Origin of the sequence: Heminiphilus faecis (assembly GCF_008728965.1) — a bacterium.
In the GTDB taxonomy this organism is placed as follows: Bacteria; Bacteroidota; Bacteroidia; order Bacteroidales; family Muribaculaceae; genus Muribaculum; species Muribaculum faecis.
Map to the genome: position 1 here is coordinate 1 of NZ_VSMC01000030.1, position 19,079 is coordinate 19,079.

The 19,079-nt window shown below is 51.2% G+C and carries 13 protein-coding genes, 1 tRNA gene and 1 pseudogene; 8 read left to right on the top strand and 7 right to left on the bottom strand.

Going from position 1 to position 19,079, the window contains the following annotated elements; translation table 11 throughout:
* Nucleotides 1–74 precede the first annotated feature (74 nt).
* Nucleotides 75–2,417, top strand: coding sequence for a DUF4906 domain-containing protein (locus FW767_RS11190; RefSeq protein ID WP_150980625.1), 2,343 nt, complete (start codon nt 75–77; stop codon nt 2,415–2,417).
* On the opposite strand, the gene FW767_RS11195 is transcribed toward FW767_RS11190, so the two are convergent.
* The 5 genes from FW767_RS11195 to FW767_RS11215 all read right to left on the bottom strand — a co-directional run bounded on the left by FW767_RS11195 (nt 2,414) and on the right by FW767_RS11215 (nt 8,494).
* Nucleotides 2,414–3,709: an alpha-l-rhamnosidase gene (locus tag FW767_RS11195; RefSeq protein WP_121700147.1), complete on the bottom strand. Its 1,296-nt coding sequence runs from the start codon at nt 3,707–3,709 to the stop codon at nt 2,414–2,416. The genes FW767_RS11190 and FW767_RS11195 overlap by 4 nt on opposite strands.
* Before the next feature lie 68 nt (nt 3,710–3,777).
* Nucleotides 3,778–4,716, bottom strand: coding sequence for an adenosylcobinamide-phosphate synthase CbiB (gene cbiB, locus FW767_RS11200; protein ID WP_121700146.1), 939 nt, complete (start codon nt 4,714–4,716; stop codon nt 3,778–3,780).
* A complete protein-coding gene (locus FW767_RS11205) occupies nt 4,695–5,711 on the bottom strand; it encodes an aminotransferase class I/II-fold pyridoxal phosphate-dependent enzyme (protein ID WP_121700145.1) in 1,017 nt (338 codons plus the stop codon). Before FW767_RS11205 ends, cbiB begins: the two co-directional genes overlap by 22 nt.
* On the bottom strand, nt 5,704–7,179 hold the full coding sequence (locus tag FW767_RS11210; RefSeq protein WP_121700144.1) for a cobyric acid synthase: 1,476 nt from the start codon (nt 7,177–7,179) through the stop codon (nt 5,704–5,706). The genes FW767_RS11205 and FW767_RS11210 overlap by 8 nt, the downstream gene beginning before the upstream one ends.
* Before the next feature lie 124 nt (nt 7,180–7,303).
* The gene (locus FW767_RS11215) at nt 7,304–8,494 is read right to left on the bottom strand and encodes an ATP-binding protein (protein ID WP_121700143.1); all 1,191 of its coding nucleotides are present in this window, start codon (nt 8,492–8,494) and stop codon (nt 7,304–7,306) included.
* 224 nt (nt 8,495–8,718) lie between these two features.
* On the opposite strand from FW767_RS11215, the gene FW767_RS11220 reads away from it, so the two are divergent.
* From FW767_RS11220 to FW767_RS11245, 6 genes are read left to right on the top strand one after another with little or no spacing between them, the layout of a single operon-like run.
* Entirely contained in the window at nt 8,719–9,642 is a 924-nt protein-coding gene (locus FW767_RS11220) for a serine O-acetyltransferase (RefSeq protein WP_121700142.1), read from the top strand.
* Nucleotides 9,642–11,189, top strand: coding sequence for a THUMP domain-containing class I SAM-dependent RNA methyltransferase (locus tag FW767_RS11225; protein ID WP_121700141.1), 1,548 nt, complete (start codon nt 9,642–9,644; stop codon nt 11,187–11,189). The genes FW767_RS11220 and FW767_RS11225 overlap by 1 nt, the downstream gene beginning before the upstream one ends.
* A 22-nt stretch (nt 11,190–11,211) precedes the next feature.
* Complete coding sequence (gene purD / locus FW767_RS11230) at nt 11,212–12,501, top strand: phosphoribosylamine--glycine ligase (RefSeq protein WP_148464313.1); 1,290 nt, start codon at nt 11,212–11,214, stop codon at nt 12,499–12,501.
* Nucleotides 12,502–12,530: 29 nt separating this feature from the next.
* Nucleotides 12,531–13,511: a hypothetical protein gene (locus tag FW767_RS11235; RefSeq protein ID WP_147438811.1), complete on the top strand. Its 981-nt coding sequence runs from the start codon at nt 12,531–12,533 to the stop codon at nt 13,509–13,511.
* Nucleotides 13,508–14,536, top strand: coding sequence for a 4-phosphoerythronate dehydrogenase (locus tag FW767_RS11240; RefSeq protein WP_121700138.1), 1,029 nt, complete (start codon nt 13,508–13,510; stop codon nt 14,534–14,536). The genes FW767_RS11235 and FW767_RS11240 overlap by 4 nt, the downstream gene beginning before the upstream one ends.
* Before the next feature lie 11 nt (nt 14,537–14,547).
* Entirely contained in the window at nt 14,548–14,946 is a 399-nt protein-coding gene (locus FW767_RS11245; RefSeq protein ID WP_121700137.1) for an FKBP-type peptidyl-prolyl cis-trans isomerase, read from the top strand.
* Nucleotides 14,947–15,166: 220 nt separating this feature from the next.
* Here the strand turns inward: FW767_RS11245 and recA are convergent.
* Both recA and FW767_RS11255 read right to left on the bottom strand, forming a co-directional pair.
* Nucleotides 15,167–16,198: pseudogene (gene recA, locus FW767_RS11250) on the bottom strand (recombinase RecA); the annotation flags it as partial.
* 382 nt (nt 16,199–16,580) lie between these two features.
* A tRNA-Pro gene (locus FW767_RS11255) sits at nt 16,581–16,653 on the bottom strand.
* Between the two features lie 336 nt (nt 16,654–16,989).
* On the opposite strand from FW767_RS11255, the gene FW767_RS11260 reads away from it, so the two are divergent.
* The gene (locus FW767_RS11260; RefSeq protein WP_205523900.1) at nt 16,990–19,074 is read left to right on the top strand and encodes an Ig-like domain-containing protein; all 2,085 of its coding nucleotides are present in this window, start codon (nt 16,990–16,992) and stop codon (nt 19,072–19,074) included.
* Nucleotides 19,075–19,079: the final 5 nt, after the last annotated feature.

The window sequence follows — 19,079 nt, forward strand, 5'->3', positions numbered from 1 at the left end:
CGGTCCTATACGCTGTGTACGCGACGTTGACGAGTAAAATATTCATAACTTAATTTTTATTGACTTTATCCGCAATGGCAGTTTTTGCAAAACTTATCAACATATCGGCTACGGCGCTGTTGCTTATAACAGCTTCGTGCAGTGACGAACGCTTCAACGACACGATAATCGACCCCGACGCACTCCCCGGCGACCGGGCCGAGACTTTCGAGGTGCCTCTGCGGCTACACACCGACAAGCCCACCCTCATAGGCAAGCCCCTCGTCAACGACATACCGTCGCGCGCCGAAGGCGATGACACTGCCGATGACCCCGAAAAAGCGGCCGAGGAAGCGCTCCACGACATATGGGTGTTCCAGTACGACAACAACGGAAAGCAGCTCATAGCGCCACGATATTATGAAGTGACATCGACAGAGATCAGAAAACTGAACATACGTCTGGCAGAAGGAAACGACAGCCGCGTATTTGTCCTCGCCAACACATGCGACCCCGAATGGGCCAAGGACAAGGACCTGTCCACTCAGGAAAAATTCATAGACTACAAGTACCCCTTCACAGAGGATAATGTAGAGATGGGAGAAGACGAGTATCTGCTCATGGAAGGCTCCGTAAAAGACACTATACGCAAAGAGACTGACCTCGACCCGATAGACATACACCTGACGCGAATGATGGCAAAGATAAGCTTCAAGTACGTGACGGCCGAAGCAGCAAAAGGACTGATCGTGAACCGCGTCATAATCAACAACATGCCCGAGGACATGCGCATGGAGGAGACGCCAAAGGAGGAAGACTACCCCGTAGGCGACTTCCCCACACGCTCCGTAACCATCGACAAGCAGCTGAAGTCGGGCGAGGTATACACCTTCTACATGCCGGCCAACCGACGAGGAAAGACCACGAACACCGATCCGAAACTGAAAAACAACGACGCCCCCGACAAAGCGCTCTACATACAGCTATTCGTGACTTCAAGGACCAACGGCTCCAACTTCCTCTACACGATTTACCTCGGCGAGAACGACTATAACGACTTCAACGTACGCCGCAACCACAACTACAACATAACGCTAAATATAAAATCGGAGAACCGCGACGACCGTGTGCTCGCAGCCCCCGCCAACTGCTTCGTGCTGAATACAAGCAACGAGATCATGTTTGACCCGTATACCCGTACCGAAACCGGCGGCGGATGGAAATACTCCGACTATGTGAACAAGAAAGACCCCGCCAAGAAAATAGACCATGTAAAAATACTGTGGCAGTTTGTCAACGTCATAGGCGATAACACAAAAGGCGACAAAGTATGGCTCGACAGTTACGACCGCATCCATGTCAAAGCGGGCAGCGCGGTAGGCAATGCAGTAATAGCGGCCTACAACAGCGCCAACAATATACTGTGGTCATGGCACATCTGGGTCAACAACGATAGCCCGGCCAATCTTGATGAGGCAATACCTTACAATACATTCGGATGGAACGAGAGCGGCATCATAACGACCGGCAATATACGCAGTGTCAAAGGACGGTCGCTGATGAAATGCAACCTCGGTGCGAAATCAGCCGACCCCAACGCTTACGGTCGCCTCACTTACGGTTGTGTATACCAATGGGGGCGCAAAGACCCATTTCCCATAGGCGACATAGACTATCATGTCGACTACTATCAATACAGCAGGGGAAATGTCGGTGATCTGCGCGATAACGAAAACAAAGCAATCGCCATGAACACTACCGGAGCTGTACATACCACTGAATTGTTCAGCACGGAAGCCGCCAGTGCATCGACAGGCAACATACCCTACACAATAGAACATCCCACCCACTTCATCAGCCCGGTAAAATCAGGCAAGGAATCCAATACCGGCAACGACGCCGACTGTGTCAACAACGGCGACTGGTATTGGGAACATAACGACAGCCTCTGGGGAGGCAAACCTTATGCCACCGCAAAGAAATATACAGTGTCGGAGGGATGTGTGCTCTCGGACAACGGCGCTACCGAAAAATCGATTTTCGACCCATGCCCTGCCGGATGGATGGTTCCTCCGGGCGACATGTGGCTCGGCTTCACAATAGACGGCAAAAATGCAACCGGAGGCAAATATGGAAATATAAACTCAGTTCACACATCGGATAATGCTTCATACCGAGGCTTCCGCATGTATGTTCAGGAGTGGAAGACTGGCAAGTGGGTATACTTCCCGAGTCAAGGGCTACGCACAATGGGAGGACGCCCATGGCGCAACGGCATGTGCGGCAACTACCACACCTCATCGGCGTCTGAAGGCGGACGTGTGAACATATTTCACCTGCACACACCGGGCGAGGTAGACCCGTTCGAGACAAGCTACGGATACTCGCGACGGGCCGTAGGAGGCCCCGTGCGCTGCGTACGCGATGTCGACGACTAAGGGCAGGTAAGTACGTAGACCGGAGTGGATTCGGCGGCATCGCCGGCCACCCGTTCACCGTCGCCCTGAGCGGTAGTCTGTACGAATATGTCAAGCCGCCGTGCGGAGTTCCATAATGATACGTCAACGACAGGCTCCCACGCATCTACCGAGAAGGAAGTCATGTCGGTAAAAGTCCATGGCTCCTCGCCGAGGCGCCGTGTACGCGCCACCGTCACCCTGCTGCCGCGCTCCGTGTCGCGGAATATGTACCAAGCCGAGGTACCGTCGCTCACAATTCGCGGACGCGATACGGGTATCATCTTCGTTCCGCCGCCCGAAAGCGAGAACGGGGTCTTGCGCTCGCCCACCTGATTCATATGCCAAGACGTACCGTCATGCCAAACAAGACGATACTGGGGCACCGCACTGCCGGCATCGCGCCAGTATGTGGCTATATAAGGATGTCCGTCGACATCGGCCGTCATACCGGTCTGGTTGATAAGTTCAGAATTTTGCGGTACCGGCCATGCCACTTCGGCTGTAGACAAAGTTATGGGCAGAGAGTACGGTGTGCCGTCGGAACGCTGCCATGTAAGTCCGTTATCGGACGAACGCGCATAACACAGGTCATGGTTGGTCTCCACGAGCCATGTCTCACGCCACACCCACGACAGGTGTATAGTGCCGGAAGCATCGACATGCATCTGCCAATAAGCGTTGCGCTCGTTTTGACCGTCTATGAGTATATCCTGCACCCTCGACCAGCGGCGGTCGACCGTCGAGTAACGGTTAAGCACAAGATTGCCGCGCCCCGAGGCTCCCGAACGGTAGGCAAACAGCATGTCGCCATCGGCCAAACGGTAAAATTCGGGATACGTGACATCATTCTCATCGACTCCGGTCATAGGCTCAAGCTGTCCAAGTTCGAGCGATCCGGGCCGCACCGAGCGGCAGTAACGCAACGGATGGCCGTGATGGTCAAAAGCCACATGAATATAACCGTCGCCATCGACACCGATGCTGATGACATTGTGGGCATCGGCCACATTGCCTTTATACTGAGTGCGTCTTACGGTCCACCCGTCACTGTCGATATGACGCTTGCCGAGTGTGACATAGCCATCGGCGTCGTAATAGGACACATACTGCTCTTCGCCGTGCGTAACCAGCGAACCGGCACGAAACACCGCGGTATTTACCGACGTACGGCAATATCCGGGACCGACTTCGCTCAACCGCACCTGCGCAACGGAGCAAAATGCACACATCATTATTACCACCGGCAATAAAATCAGCCTCATACGGCCCATGCTCTTCCTGTTTATCATAAAATACATTTTAATAATCAACACTGGCGTTTTTCACCACTTTATTATTTTTAAGCCAGCATCATCAACATGATTTTGGCAGCCACAACCAAGATGACCGCGACAACCTCCGTAAGGCGGCACACTCTAACGGCGAGGGTCATGTCGCGAGTGTTGATTTCACGGTCGCAAGTGCCGATATAAGGCTTCTCGACGCGCTCGCCGAAATAGTCGTGCGCCCCGCCGAAACGACATCGGAGTATTCCGGCCATCGCCGCCTCGGGATAGCCCGAATTAGGGCTGGCGTGGGCACGTCCGTAACGCCTTACAAAAGATATAAGGCCCGGGCGTGCGGCACACACGATCATCAGAACCGAGGTCATACGCGCCGGAATGTAATTGGCCACATCATCCAAGCGCGCGGCAAATCGTCCGAAGTCACGGTACCGCGCCGTACGGTAACCTATCATCGAATCGAGAGTATTGACCATCTTATAGGCAAGCATGCCCGGCACTCCAAGCACCAGATACCAGAACAGAGGCGCTATAACTCCGTCGCTAAGGTTCTCGGCAAGAGTCTCGAGCGCGGCAATCCTTACCTCCTGCGGCGACAAAGACGAGGTGTCACGGCCCACAATCCTCGCTACCTGACGCCGCCCGCTGTCTACCGAAAGGTCCACGGCACGAAACACCCCACGGACCTCATCGGCAAGGGTAGTTCCGGCAAGGCAGTAAAATACAAATATCGCTTCCACAGCCATCGCGAGCCATAATACAGGAGCTACAAGCCGCAACCCAAAATATGCAGCCATGTACACCGACAGCACAAGCCCGATGACGGTAAACGCACCTTTGGCAACCCTGTGGCCACCTCTATTAAGACGACGCTCACATGCCGAAATCATGTGTCCGAAGCCAACCACGGGGTGAGGCAACCACAGCGGATCGCCAAGCGACAAGTCGAGGCAATAGCCTGCGACCAAAGGCATTATTGCAACAATGACATCCATTGTCCTATAGCATTGATCAATATATCGTCGGCATGCCGGCCCTGTACGGCCACACGGAAATGCGCAGGCGTGAGTCCGTAAAAGTTGGATGCATCACGTATAAGTATGCCGTATCGCTCCATCAGCCAGTCCTTAAGTGCGCCCGACCGTCCGTGAGGCAGACGGCACAATATAAAGTTACAGTCAGTAGGCTCCACTGCCACACCGAGCTTACGCAAACCGCAGGAAAGCCGCCGCGCCTCCTCATGCATGGCCCGGGCATCTATGACATATTCATGTTTATGGTCGAGAAGAAAACAGGCGGCTTCAATAGCCGGACCGTTGACCGACCACGGCATACGCCGTTGGCGCAACCTGTCAAGCAAACGGGCCTGACCTATGGCATAACCTATGCGCAGCCCGGGAACCGAAAACCGCTTTGTAAGCGAATTAAGCAGTATGACATTACCGCATGCGACAGCCTCGGCTCCGGTCATGACCGGCTTAAGCGTGTAGTCGGCATAAGCCTGATCAATCACGAAAAGAGTGTCACGACGGCTTGTTACCAGTTCAGTCAGAAGCGACTTGCCGATAACATGTCCGGCGGGATTTCCGGGATTGCACAACCACACGACAGCAGCATCGCGCGGAATATCGTCCATCGACATACAGTTCAATACACGATGGTTAAACAGTCGGCAAGCATCGGCATACTCGCTAAACGCAGGCTGCAAAACAGCCGATGTCATATCCGTCATGGCTCCCGCAATAAGATATATAGCCTCCGTAGCACCGTTAGTGACCGCAATACAGTCAGGCTCCACGCCCTCCTCATCAGCAAGACGCCGCTCAAGTGTAACAGGCACCGGCTCAGGGTAATTGCTTACAGCAGCCATACACGATGCCAGATGCGCCATGAGTGCGGTATGATCAACTCCGCACAATATGTTGGAGCTGAAATTATAGCGCACCGCAGCGCCGTAGCGGTATATGTCATCGCCATGTCCTTCAGTCATAACACTCCATTATTTTATAAAGACGGTCCATGTCTATATATTCGCGCAGAAAGTCGGCCAACGCATTATAGCGGCTCTCCTTGTATGCCGTGCGGTCGACAAACGACATGGCGACCTCCGGAAACGATGCGAATATGTATTCGAGCACGGCAGCGTTGTCGAGGAGTCCATGTATATAACTGCCCATGCAATTACCTGAGCGGCAGCCGTCGGGGACCGCACCGTCAATCATATTGAGAGCCTCGGCACCGTCTTCAACAGCAGTGGCCCCCATATGTATCTCGTAACCAATACACTCGCGCCCGTCATCCAAGAAACGAAACCGGACCCGACGGGTGACTTTTTCGGCCTTTATTATCGTCTTTACCGGCAGCAGCCCGAGTCCCGCCACCGTATCGGGACTCCCCTCCACGCCGTCGGGGTCGGCGATCTCAATACCCATCATCTGGTATCCGCCACATATGCCTACCACGGTCTTTCCCGAACGTGCCGCGGCTCGGACCGCCTCGGCCATGCCGCTGTCAAAGAGCTTACGCAAGTCGGCTATCGTGGATTTACTACCGGGCAGAATGACAATATCGGCGTCGGTTATATCGCCCGGAGTCCGGGCATAATACAGATGAATGCGCTCATGAGCATCAAGAGCATCAAAATCGGTAAAGTTGGATATGTGGGCCAATCTTATGACCGCCACATTTACTTTGCCGGCGACTGCATGACAAGACTTTCTTTCAAGCGCCACAGAGTCCTCGGCCTCGATGTCCATGTTTTTAAGATACGGCACCACACCGAGCACAGGCACACCGCAGATGCGTTCGATAATAGCGCGTCCTTCGTCAAAAAGACGCATATCGCCGCGAAATTTATTGATTATAATACCTTTGATGCGCTTGCGGTCATCGGGACGCTGAAGCATCACGGAGCCGTAGACGCTCGCAAACACCCCGCCACGGTCTATGTCGGCCACAAGTATCACGGCAGCGCCGGCATATCGGGCCATCGACATGTTGACAAGGTCGCTGTCGCGAAGATTAAGCTCCGCGATACTTCCGGCTCCTTCCATAACAACAGGATTATAACGCTCAGCCAAACGGTCATAAGCGGCATGTACTTGGGAGCGCAGCTCTTCGCGACCCTCGCGGCGGAAGTACTCATATGCGTCACGGTTGCCGACAGGACGTCCGTTAAGGACTACCTGCGACGTTCGCTCGCCCGATGGCTTAAGCAGCAGCGGATTCATATCGGTACAGCACTCCACTCCGGCCGCCTCGGCCTGAACCGCCTGAGCACGGCCTATCTCCAGACCGTCGGGCGTGGCATAGGAGTTCAGAGCCATATTCTGGGCCTTGAACGGGGCGGGCGCATAACCGTCCTGCCTGAATATACGGCACAATCCGGCGGCAATAACACTCTTGCCGACATCACTGCCCGTACCGGCCAGCATGATTGGTGATAATCTCTTTCGCATTGCAAATGATAGAATACATTATCTATACACAAATATACAAAGAAGTCAAGAGCAAAAGCAAATAAAAACCGCTTCCACCGAACGACAGCGCATAGACTTCACGCGGCCATCGTCCGGTAAGCGGTTAATACAGAAGTCCGAACATCCACAAAGGTATTTTGTTGCCGTAGCCGACCTCGACGTCATCTATAGCCAGATAGCTGTCGGGCTCGTCCTTTATCTGATCGAAGCTCTTGTTCCTGCCGCCTACTTCAAAGAGCATATTACGTCCTACAAGAAAATCGCCTTTAGTAGCAAGAAGGACTTCTTCGACCGCACTCACCTGATTATAGAAAAAGGTCTCGCGCAACGTACCCTTATCGACACGCTCGCTGAGGGCATACATGAGGTTGGGATTCTCAAGATATATCTTGTCGGGCCGCGAAAGATTGCGGTAGTTTTTCGGCTCATATGAAAGCAACGACAACAGTCCACCACGCTCAAGCGAGTAGAGCATCTTGAGTCCCTGCTCGCGGGTGGTCTCCAGTTCACGGTAAAGCTCGGCCATCTTGGGAGTGTGGGGCACTCTCCCGGCAAGAATCATGAGCATCTTTCTCACCTTTCTTATGGTGGAGAACTGTATGTCGTCCACCGCCGGCATATCGGCCTCTATCACCTGACGCGCCACATCCTGAAGCCTCATCCCATAGCCTTGGAAAGTATCTTTATAGAAAGGATAGTAACCCTGCCGCAGATACTTCTCAAACAGAGGAAGTATTCTGACACTCTCCGTGACCGACGAGGCTATTGACATGTGCTTCTGCAGAAGCGTCTTTATATCGACCCGCGGAATATCGGCAATTCCCTCAAACTTAAGATATTCCCTAAACGACATACCGGCGAGAGTATAAACAATCTGCCTTCTCGAGAGGTCGCCCTGCTTGTGGTCAATCTCAAGCATCGACGATCCGGTATAGACTATGTGCAGGTCAGGATAATCGTCATACAGATTCTTAATGGCTGTCTGCCAGTCGGGATAACGATGTACCTCGTCAAGAAACAAGTGTGTACCTCCGTGGGTATAGTGATAATCGGCAAGCCGGGCAAGCGAATTGGTGGAAAACCACAGATTGTCAAGCGACACATACAAGGCCTTGCGCAAATCGGGAAAGTCATTTTTAATGTGCTGCAATATAAGCGTAGTCTTCCCGACGCCCCGAGCACCCTTTATGGCTATAAGGCGGTCATTCCAATCAATACGGGAGTATAGATAACGGTAAAAATTCAGCCTGACCGATTTTATCCGCCGTGTATAGGTATTAAAAAGACTTTCCATAATCAATACAATTAATCGTTTTCATTTGCAAAGATACAAAAAAAACAATATTGAAAAGGCTTTTTTTTGAGAAAAAAACAATATTGAAAAGGCTTTTTTTGAGAAAAAAACAATATTGAAAAGGCTTTTTAAAGGGAAATACGGCATTTGTTTTCAAAACAGCCATACTCATCTATTATTTTAAAATTGTATAATATTGGATTTTTGCCTACATTTGCAGTTAAATGACAGGACTTAATTCACAACATGAGTTGCTTATGCGTGAGACCGCCACTGCACTGTCAGGCGGCGACGATCTTACCAATATATGCCCATCGCACTGGAGGGGAGAGCCGCTCCCTGCACAAAGTGCGGTAAAAGAGATTATTGCACTTGCGCGGGCTATCATATTCCCCGGTTTTTTCGGAGACAGCGACGTGACACGCAACAATCTGCCCTACTTCACGGGACTTTGGATAGAGAAGCTCTATAAACTGCTTACAGAACAAATCCATGCGGGAATGTCGATGGAACTTCATAAGGACAGAGCGCAACATTTTGAAAAAGCCGAACTCGAAGCCTCGGACAAAGCATGCATGTTCATAAGGCGTCTGCCCGAATTGCGCAGGCTTCTAAACACCGATGTCGTAGCCACTTATCACGGTGATCCGGCGGCGGTATCAGTCAGAGAGGTGATATACTGCTATCCCGGCATAAAAGCGATAAGCAACTATCGCATAGCCCATGAGCTGGTACTTCTTGATGTGCCCATACTTCCGCGAATGATAAGCGAGATGGCCCATAGCGAGACCGGTATAGACATACACCCCGCAGCATCCATAGGCGAAGCCTTTACCATTGACCACGGTACAGGCATTGTAATCGGGGCAACAGCCATAGTGGGGCACAACGTGAAGATATATCAAGGCGTAACATTAGGAGCCAAAAGCTTTGATCTCGACAAAAACGGCAATCCTGTCAAAGGCGAGCCTCGTCACCCGATCATAGGCAACAACGTGATAATATACTCCAACGCCACCATACTCGGACGCATAACCATAGGCGACAACGCAGTGATAGGAGGCAATATATGGGTGACCGAAAATGTCGCTCCGGGAGAAAAACTTATACAAGCCAAAGCCAATAACGTATTAAGACTGAAGCATTGATGAAAACCGAAACTTACGAAATGGTAGCCAAGACCTTTCAGGGATTGGAAGAGATACTGGCCAAAGAGCTAACCGACCTCGGAGCACAAAACGTGACAGCAGGCCGACGCATGGTAGCATTTGAAGGCGACAAAGAGCTGATGTACAAAGCCAATCTTTGCTGCCGCACGGCACTGCGCATACTTAAACCCATTGTCAAGTTCACAGCCGATGACCCCGACACTCTGTATGAGATGACGAAGGACTTCGACTGGACAAGCATAATGTCTGTCGACAAGACCTTTTCGATAGACTCCGTGGTCAACTCCGATACATTCACCCACTCGCGCTATGTGACCTACCGCGTCAAAGACGGCATAGTGGACTTTTTCAAAGACCGCTTCGGAGCAGACAAACGCCCCGGCGTCAGGCTTCAGGACGCTGACGTCATAATAAACGCGCACATCGACGGAAATCGCGTGACCCTGTCGCTCGATTCATCGGGCGAGTCGCTCCACAAGCGCGGCTACCGTGTGGCACAGACCGATGCACCAATCAATGAAGTGCTTGCCGCCGGCATACTACTGAAAAGCGGCTGGCACGGCGAGTGCCCGCTGGTGGATCCGATGTGCGGCTCCGGCACATTCCTCATTGAGGCCGCACTCATAGCCGCAAACATAAATCCCGGCGTATACCGTAAAAACTTCGCATTCGAGCAATGGAACGATTTTGACGAAGAACTCTTTGAGCGTCTGTATAACGATGACTCCGGAGAGCGCGAGTTTGACTACAAAATATACGGAAGCGACATATCGCCCAAAGCCATAGCCATAGCGGAGAAAAACATCAAGCAGGCAGGTGTGGGCCGCTATATCGACCTAAGCATCAAACCGCTTTCACAATGGACCGAAGCTCCTGCCGGCGGAGTGCTTGTCACCAATCCGCCATACGGCGAGCGCATATCGGTGGCCGATATGGACGGGCTGTATGAAATGATAGGCAACAAGCTCAAAAACGTGTTCAAAGGATATCACGCATGGATAATAGGCTATCAGGACGACTACTTCAAGCGCATAGGTCTCGCTCCTTCGGTAAAGATGCCGATGCTTAACGGCTCGCTCGAATGCGAGCTACGCGAATATATCATATTTGAAGGCGACTACAAGAGCTTCCGCAAGAGCGGAAATTCGCTGCGTAAAGAATCAACGGATTCAAAGGGGAAAGGCAAAGCACCACGACGGCTTACCGACAGCGAGTGGCGCATAGCGGCCCGCAAAAAAGGGTTCGGAGGAAAGGACGGCAACAAAGATGACCGACGCAGAGGCAACCGGCGTCCCGCCGGAAAACCGAGCCCGCTCGAAGACAAATACAAAGCAAAAAAACTCGGACGGCAAAAAAAAGAGGAAGCCCGGATGCCCAAACCGGAGACAACAATCGCAGAGAATCCGCTTGCCGTAAGACGCAATGAAAAAGCACTGAAGATGATAACAGGCAAAAAACCGTCAATACCCACAATGCGCTCCCGTAAAGGCTGGCGCACGGGCGACAACAACAAAGAAAAAAATTAAAATAAACCATACAGTATAAATCATGAACGGATACAAAGTACTACTTCTCGGCTCGGGAGGCCGCGAATCGGCACTGGCATGGAAAATGAGCCAAAGTCCCCTACTGCGCAAGTTATATATAGCACCCGGCAACGGCGGTACAACAGAATACGGTACCAACGTCAATATATCGCCGACCGACTTCGAAGCCATAGAACAATATGTATCCGACCATCATATCGACCTGATAGTCGTGGGCAACGAAGATCCGTTGGTGAAGGGCATATACGACTACTTCAAAGAGAAAAACGTGCCTGTGGTCGGTCCGAGCAAAGAGGGCGCGCGTCTTGAAGGCAGCAAGGACTTCGCCAAGCGCTTCATGCAGCGCCACGACATACCCACAGCCCGCTACCAGAGCTTCACAGCCGATACTCTTGAAGAAGGATACCGGTTTCTCGAAGGACTGAAAGCGCCCTACGTACTGAAAGCCGACGGCCTCGCGGCCGGCAAGGGCGTGCTCATACTTGACTCTCTCGACGAAGCGAAAAAATCACTTAAAGAAATGCTTTCAGGCATGTTCGGGTCATCGTCGGCCACGGTTGTCATAGAGGAATTTCTCTCCGGCATCGAGTGCTCGGTATTTGTGCTCACCGACGGAAAAGAATATCGCATATTACCCGTAGCCAAAGACTATAAACGCATCGGCGAAGGCGATACCGGACTGAACACCGGAGGCATGGGAGCAGTGAGCCCGGTACCGTTTGCCGATGACACTTTCATGGAGAAAGTACGCACACGTATCATCGAGCCGACGGTCAAAGGTCTTGCTGAAGAGGGCATCGAATACCGCGGCTTCATATTTCTCGGGCTCATAAATGTCGAGGGCGAGCCGAAAGTAATCGAATACAATGTACGCATGGGCGACCCCGAGACCGAAGCAGTTATGCTCCGTATAGAAAGCGACCTTCTCGAACTCATGCACGATGCCGCTCTCGGCCAACTCGGCGACAAGCCCATGGTCATAGACCCCAGAACAGCCGTAACCGTAATGATGGTATCGGGCGGATATCCGGGCGATTACGAAAAAGGCAAACCCATAAGCGGTATTGACAACGCTCACGAATGCTTTGTATTTCAAGCCGGTACCGGCCGCAACGCATCGGGCGAGCTTGTCACGACCGGCGGCCGTGTAATTGCCGTCAGCGCCTATGGCAAGGATATTGCCTCAGCGCTTAAAAAGAGCTACGAAAATGTATCTGTCATAAACTTCGACGGTAAATACGTGCGTCGCGACATAGGACAGGACCTTATAGCCCTGCAGCAAAAAAAATAACAGGGTTCGACACTTGTATTACTTCGTAAGTGAAAGAACAGGAACTAACCGCATTTTTACACTCCCGTTACGGTTTCCTCCTGATGCTTGCAGCATCAATGGCGGGAACCGTGACGGCTTATTTTGCCGGCGACATATCGCCACTGACAGGTAATACCGGCTTCGGATTGCCGTCGGCCAACGAATGGATCACCGGCCGCGGGCTGTCGTTGGGCATAAATCTCGCGCTCAATCTGGGCATAGCCGGCACGATGCTGTACATGAATCGCCGCTTCAACATCATACGTTCGGTATCGATGCTGCTTGCCGGCATGTTTCTTATCATGCAGGGCGCGCTCCCGTCACTGATGGGACAACTTTATGACGGCACTCTCATATGCTTTGTGGTAATGCTCGCCGTCATACCGTTTTTCACCACATTCCAGCGGACAGAGCGCACCCGACGCATATTTCTCTCATTCTGCCTGCTTAGCTTCGGGTCTCTTACCGACTACGCTTATGCCGCCTATATACTGGCGTTTCTGATAGGCACCTTTCAGATGCAGTGTTTTACTTTCCGCGGCCTTCTGGCATCGCTCATAGGCATAATCGTGCCCTATTGGATCATGTGGGGGTTCGGCATCATCTCACCCGACAGCTTCGCCATGCCGGAGTTTGTCAGCATATTCAAAGCGCTTGACACCCGCGAGATAGCACTGATACTGGTATATACGGGGGTCAATCTGTTTTTAGGTATGGGCTTCGGCATATTCAATGTCATCAAGATCTACGGATACAACTCACGCACCCGTGCTTACAACGGCTTCTGGATAGTGCTCTCACTGGTCACCGTACTGCTTGTGATAGCCGATTATTCCCATCTGGTCATCTATCTGCCCATGCTAAATTGCTGCACAGCTATTCAGATAGGACATTTTTTCACTATAAACAATATGTTGCGCAGCTATATCGGCATCCTAAGCGTTATAGCTATATATGTAATGCTTTATATCTGGAACATAGCCATATGAAAATAATCGTAGAAAAAAACATACCCTTCATAAAGGGGCTACTTGAGCCTTGGGCCGAGATTAACTATCTTGCTCCAGAGGAGATAAACCGCGAAAAAATGCTTGACGCCGACGCGCTCATAACCCGTACACGCACACGTTGCGACAAGGGACTTCTTGAAGGAAGCCGCTGCCGTCTGATAGCCACAGCTACCATAGGCACCGACCATATAGACCTTGATTACTGCAAGGAAGCGGGCATAACGGTGGCCAATGCACCCGGATGCAACGCGCCGGCCGTAGCCCAATATGTCTTCGCTTCCATTGCAGAAGTCATGAACCGGCAAAATGATGTACGCCCACCCGAAGCCATAACTCTGGGCGTAGTGGGTGTGGGCAATGTCGGCAGCGTCATAGCACGTTGGGGCCGAGCCCTCGGCATGAATGTATTATGTTGCGATCCCCCGCGTGCCGAAGCAGAGGGAGGCGAAGGCTTCACTGACTTGGACACTATAGCCCGACAATGTGACGTAATCACCTTTCATACACCGTTGACACGCAAGGGCAATCATGCGACATTTCACATGGCCGATAAAAATTTTTTCGACAAACTCGCCAAGCGCCCACTTGTCATCAATAGCGCACGCGGCCCCGTAATCGACAACGAAGCTCTTATCGATGCCATAGACAACGGACAAGTATCCAATGCAGCAATAGACTGCTGGGAAGGAGAACCGCAAATAAACCGCCGTCTTCTCGACAAGGCCGCCATAGCCACCCCACATATAGCGGGCTACTCGCGAGAAGGCAAGGTAAGAGCTACGGCAATGGCGCTCAAAGCAGTCACCGGCTTCTTCAACCTGCCCGACATAGCGCCCGAAGAAGCAGTGCCGGCAGGAGCAGCCGCCAATGTGACCCTCGCATCAATTGCCGCAAGCTACTCCCCTGCAACAGATACAAAAGCACTGAAAACCTCGCCCGACAGCTTTGAAGCATTGCGCAACCACTACGACCTGCGACACGAAGTGCCGGAAACCACATTATAAATAATAATACAATGGCAAAAGCCGAATATATACAACACAACCGTGAATGGCTTGCTGCAAAATCGCAAGAACCGGGTGTAAAGCCTATAGACAAAGGCATATTTTATAAACCCATAGCACATGCGAAACCCGGCGCACCGAGCCCCAACAGCAACAGCGTTGTCACGGTACACTATACCGGACGGACAATAAACGGTAAAAAATTTGACAGCAGCCGTGGTGGCACGCCATTGGCAATGCGTCTGCGCGATCTTATACAAGGATGGATAATCGCTCTTCAGCAGATGCATGTCGGCGACCGGTGGGAAGTCTACATACCGGCGGAGATGGGCTATGGAAAACTATCGCAACCCGGCATACCGGGCGGCTCGACACTCATATTCGATATTGAACTATTGGGTGTAAACTAAACTTTTACGGCCCACTTGACGGTGGGCCGTAAAATCATCAATATAAGTCGTTCATATTTCAATCGTCAAGAGCATCCTCGTCGATTGAGAAATCATCGGGAAACTCCTCATCATCTTCAAACAAGCTGTCGGCCGACGGCTCGCTCGCTTTCTTGTCATCGGAAGCGGCACTTTTCAACTTAACTTTCGGCTTGGCAGTCTTGGCCTCGCTGTCGCCGCCTTTCAGAGCCTCCATAATCTTAGCTTCGAGTTCATCGGCAAGTTCAGGATTATCGGCTATCATGCGTTTGGCGGCCACACTGCCCTGAGCCAACTTAGAACCATCATAACTGAACCAAGAACCGCTCTTGGATATGATGCCCAATTCCACACCGAGGTCAAGTATCTCACCCGAGCGAGAGATGCCTTCACCGAACATTATGTCGAACTCGGCACGCTTGAATGGAGGTGCCACTTTATTTTTAACCACCTTGACCTTGGTACGGCGACCAAGCACATCCTCGCCGTCCTTGATAGTGGTGGCCGAACGTATGTCAACACGTACCGACGAATAAAATTTCAACGCATTACCGCCTGTTGTGGTCTCGGATGGGCCAAACATAACTCCGATCTTGTCACGCAACTGGTTGATAAATATACAGCATGTGTTGGTACGAGATATGGTACCGGTCAGTTTGCGCATGGCCTGCGACATAAGACGGGCCTGAAGTCCCACACTGCGCTCTCCCATATCACCGTCGATCTCACTCTTTGGAGTAAGTGCGGCCACAGAGTCAATTACGATTATGTCAATAGCCGACGATCTTATCAGCTGCTCGGTTATCTCAAGAGCCTGTTCTCCGTTATCGGGCTGCGCGATAAGCAGATTATCGACATCCACCCCAAGTTTCTCGGCATAAAAACGGTCAAAAGCATGCTCGGCATCGATTATAGCCGCTATCCCGCCCTTTTTCTGCGCTTCGGCTATGGCATGGATGGCCAACGTGGTTTTACCGGAAGACTCCGGTCCGTAAATTTCGGTGATACGTCCGCGAGGAAATCCTCCTACCCCAAGAGCAAAATTAAGTCCTATCGAACCTGTAGGTATCACTTCGATATCCTCTACACGGTCATCGCCGAGTTTCATTATCGAACCGCGTCCAAAATTTTTCTCGATGCGCTCCATAGCCTGAGTCAGAGCACTTAACTTCGCCGCAGCAGGATTAGCCGTATCAGCGCCTTTCTTTATCGTAGTCTTTTTAGTTTTGTCCATGATAAATAAACGTTTGTCTATATTAATATTTTTCTAATGCAAAGATAACGCCTATGCCGTGCCGAAGCGCAGCCCACCGAAGTTAAAAAACAATAAAACACTTAATACCACGAAACGCAATGTAAAAAACGCTTGTCAACCAGCGCCAATGTTGGCAGGAACACCGGTACCACGGCATCCGGCTGCGACCCGCATGGCCTCTTGTATGGCCGTCCGGATATGCGGGCGCCGTGCTACTGGCGCCCCTACCAATCTGTTGCATTTTAATAGTTCAAACGTAGTTTGCAGCTGACTCCAATCTGCCGGCCCCACTGTTCCACAGATTTTGCGGATGATATATATAAAAGACAGGCATGGCAAAAAGCCATACCTGTCTTTTATGTCGGGGTGAGAAGACTCGAACTTCCGACCTCCACGTCCCGAACGTGGCGCGCTGCCAACTGTGCTACACCCCGAGGCCGATAATTCGACCGCAAAGATAAGACTTTTTTGTCAATCGGCAATCAGATTCACAATAAATTTATCTGAATCTATATTCGAAATCTTCCAATAAGAGGCAAAACGATAATTCTATTCACTTTCCCTTGCGACAAAGTATAGCATCGAAATGAGACTAAACAAGTATCCGATGTGCACAAACATAACCTATGGTAACTTTCACAGACTTCATTCTGCAATACAAAAAAGCCACAGTACTAATATACTACATCAAATTCGCATATATCCCGACAGGACGTTTAAAAACCACACCAAACTTTACCAATTATGGGAAAAACCGTATCTTTGTAATTATGAAAAGAAACGAAGCAAGACATATGAGGTCACTGCCTGTTGTGGCGGCGCTGCTGTTTCTCGCGGCATGCGCATCTATGGGCCGGCCCACCGGAGGTGACTACGACATAGAACCGCCCTACTACGTGCAGAGCAATCCGGCAATAGGCTCGAAGGGTGTTAAAACCAACAAAATAACCGTAGACTTCAACGAAAACATTCAGGTCGAGGATGTAATGACGAAAGTGGTTGTGTCGCCGGCTCAGAAGAGCATACCGTCAATAACAGCCAACGGCAAACGTCTTACCGTGGAATTGCGTGACACCATGCTGCCCAACACCACGTATACCATCGACTTCTCCGACGCTATAAAAGACCTCAACGAAGGCAATATACTCGACGGCTTCGCGATAGACTTCGCCACAGGCGACTCGATAGACTCACTACGCATATCGGGAATGGTTTTCGAAGCCCGCACTCTGGAACCGGCGCAAGGCATGCTCGTAGGCGTATACAGCAACCCGTCGGACACCGCCATAACAACACTGCCCATGGAACGAATAGCCAAGACCAACCAACTCGGGCAATTCACTATCAGAGGCCTCAAGCCCGGAGACTACCGCATATTTGCCATCAACGACATAAACCGCGACTATCACTGGGACCGCTCCGAGGACATAGCCTTTTACGACGTGACCATATCGCCCTATGCAGAACGGTCATCGCACCGCGACACCATATATACAACCGAAGGCATCGACACCATAGTCGACCATGAAGTAACGTCATTCTATCCAAATGACATACTTCTCACATGGTTTAACGAGGGATACCAGCCACAGTATCTGAAAGACTACTCCCGTCCCGACCGCAAGAGGCTGCTATTCAACTTCTCGACTGCATCAGACACTCTGCCCGAGATCACTATAATAAACGGTGTTGACTCCGGACGCCCCATCGATTCATGGACTCGCCTGAATACAGTGGCCACACTCGATACGCTCGAATACTTCATTACCGATACCGCACTCATGGCACAGGACACCATGATGCTGGAGGTAAAATATCTACGTACCGACACACTGGATATGCTGACATGGACCACCGACACCCTCAGAGTACTTTTCAAAGGAGCAAAGGAGGAGGCCCGACAGAAAGAGGAAGCGGCTAAAAAAGCGGAAAAACGCCGTAAAAAAGCAGAGAAAAACGGTGAAAACATAGACTCCATAGAAGCGGCAGAGGCGGCAAAGCTCACATTTCTAAATATAAATGCCAGAAGCGGCAACACTCAGGAAGTATATGCGCCTTTATTGTTTGAGACGGACCAGCCGGTCGAAACCATATTGCAGAACGGCCTCCATATGGAGATAATGCGCGACACGATATGGGACACCATAGCGGCTCCTCCACTCGAACGGGTCGATTCTTTCAACCTCATGCGCTATAAGCTAAATATGAAGTGGGAACCGGGAGTAAAATACCGATACTCGGTTGACTCGGCATCCGTAATCAGCATATACAACCAATGGAACTCCCCGTTCAAACACGAGTTTACCGTAAGGAAACTCGAAGACTATTCATCACTGTTCTTCAACATAACCGGAGTAAGAGACTCCGCCGTAGTCGAGATTCTCGACAAGAGCGACAAGCCGGTAGCGACAGCCCCATTGATTGACGGTGTGGCATCGTTTCCTCATCTGCAATCCGGCACTTTTTACGCCCGGCTATATATAGACCGCAACGGCAACGGAGAGTACGACACCGGCAACCTTCATGACAGCATACAGCCCGAGGAAGTTTATTATTTCCCCAAGAAATTAGTCCTGAAAAAGAACTGGGACGTAGAACAGTCATGGGATATATACGAGACGGCAATAGACCTCCAGAAGCCTAAAGAGATTGTAAAGAACAAGCCTAAAGAAAAGAAACGCCGCAATAAAGACGGATCGTACATAGACGAAGACGGCCGTACGAGATATGACGACGAAGAGGATGACGGATACGATGACGGCAACTTCTTCGGACCGAGCAACTCCAACGGAACACGAAACTTAGGCAACGGCATGAACAACGGCTTCGGCAATTTACGCAACAACAGGTTCTGAATCAT

Bases quoted from the DNA above. Each gene is read 5' to 3' on its own strand.
- FW767_RS11190 (WP_150980625.1), top strand. From the start codon at position 75: ATGGCAGTTTTTGCAAAACTTATCAACATATCGGCTACGGCGCTGTTG.
- FW767_RS11195 (WP_121700147.1), bottom strand. From the start codon at position 3,709: ATGGGCCGTATGAGGCTGATTTTATTGCCGGTGGTAATAATGATGTGT.
- cbiB (WP_121700146.1), bottom strand. From the start codon at position 4,716: ATGGATGTCATTGTTGCAATAATGCCTTTGGTCGCAGGCTATTGCCTC.
- FW767_RS11205 (WP_121700145.1), bottom strand. From the start codon at position 5,711: ATGACTGAAGGACATGGCGATGACATATACCGCTACGGCGCTGCGGTG.
- FW767_RS11210 (WP_121700144.1), bottom strand. From the start codon at position 7,179: ATGCGAAAGAGATTATCACCAATCATGCTGGCCGGTACGGGCAGTGAT.
- FW767_RS11215 (WP_121700143.1), bottom strand. From the start codon at position 8,494: ATGGAAAGTCTTTTTAATACCTATACACGGCGGATAAAATCGGTCAGG.
- FW767_RS11220 (WP_121700142.1), top strand. From the start codon at position 8,719: ATGACAGGACTTAATTCACAACATGAGTTGCTTATGCGTGAGACCGCC.
- FW767_RS11225 (WP_121700141.1), top strand. From the start codon at position 9,642: ATGAAAACCGAAACTTACGAAATGGTAGCCAAGACCTTTCAGGGATTG.
- purD (WP_148464313.1), top strand. From the start codon at position 11,212: ATGAACGGATACAAAGTACTACTTCTCGGCTCGGGAGGCCGCGAATCG.
- FW767_RS11240 (WP_121700138.1), top strand. From the start codon at position 13,508: ATGAAAATAATCGTAGAAAAAAACATACCCTTCATAAAGGGGCTACTT.
- FW767_RS11245 (WP_121700137.1), top strand. From the start codon at position 14,548: ATGGCAAAAGCCGAATATATACAACACAACCGTGAATGGCTTGCTGCA.
- FW767_RS11260 (WP_205523900.1), top strand. From the start codon at position 16,990: ATGAAAAGAAACGAAGCAAGACATATGAGGTCACTGCCTGTTGTGGCG.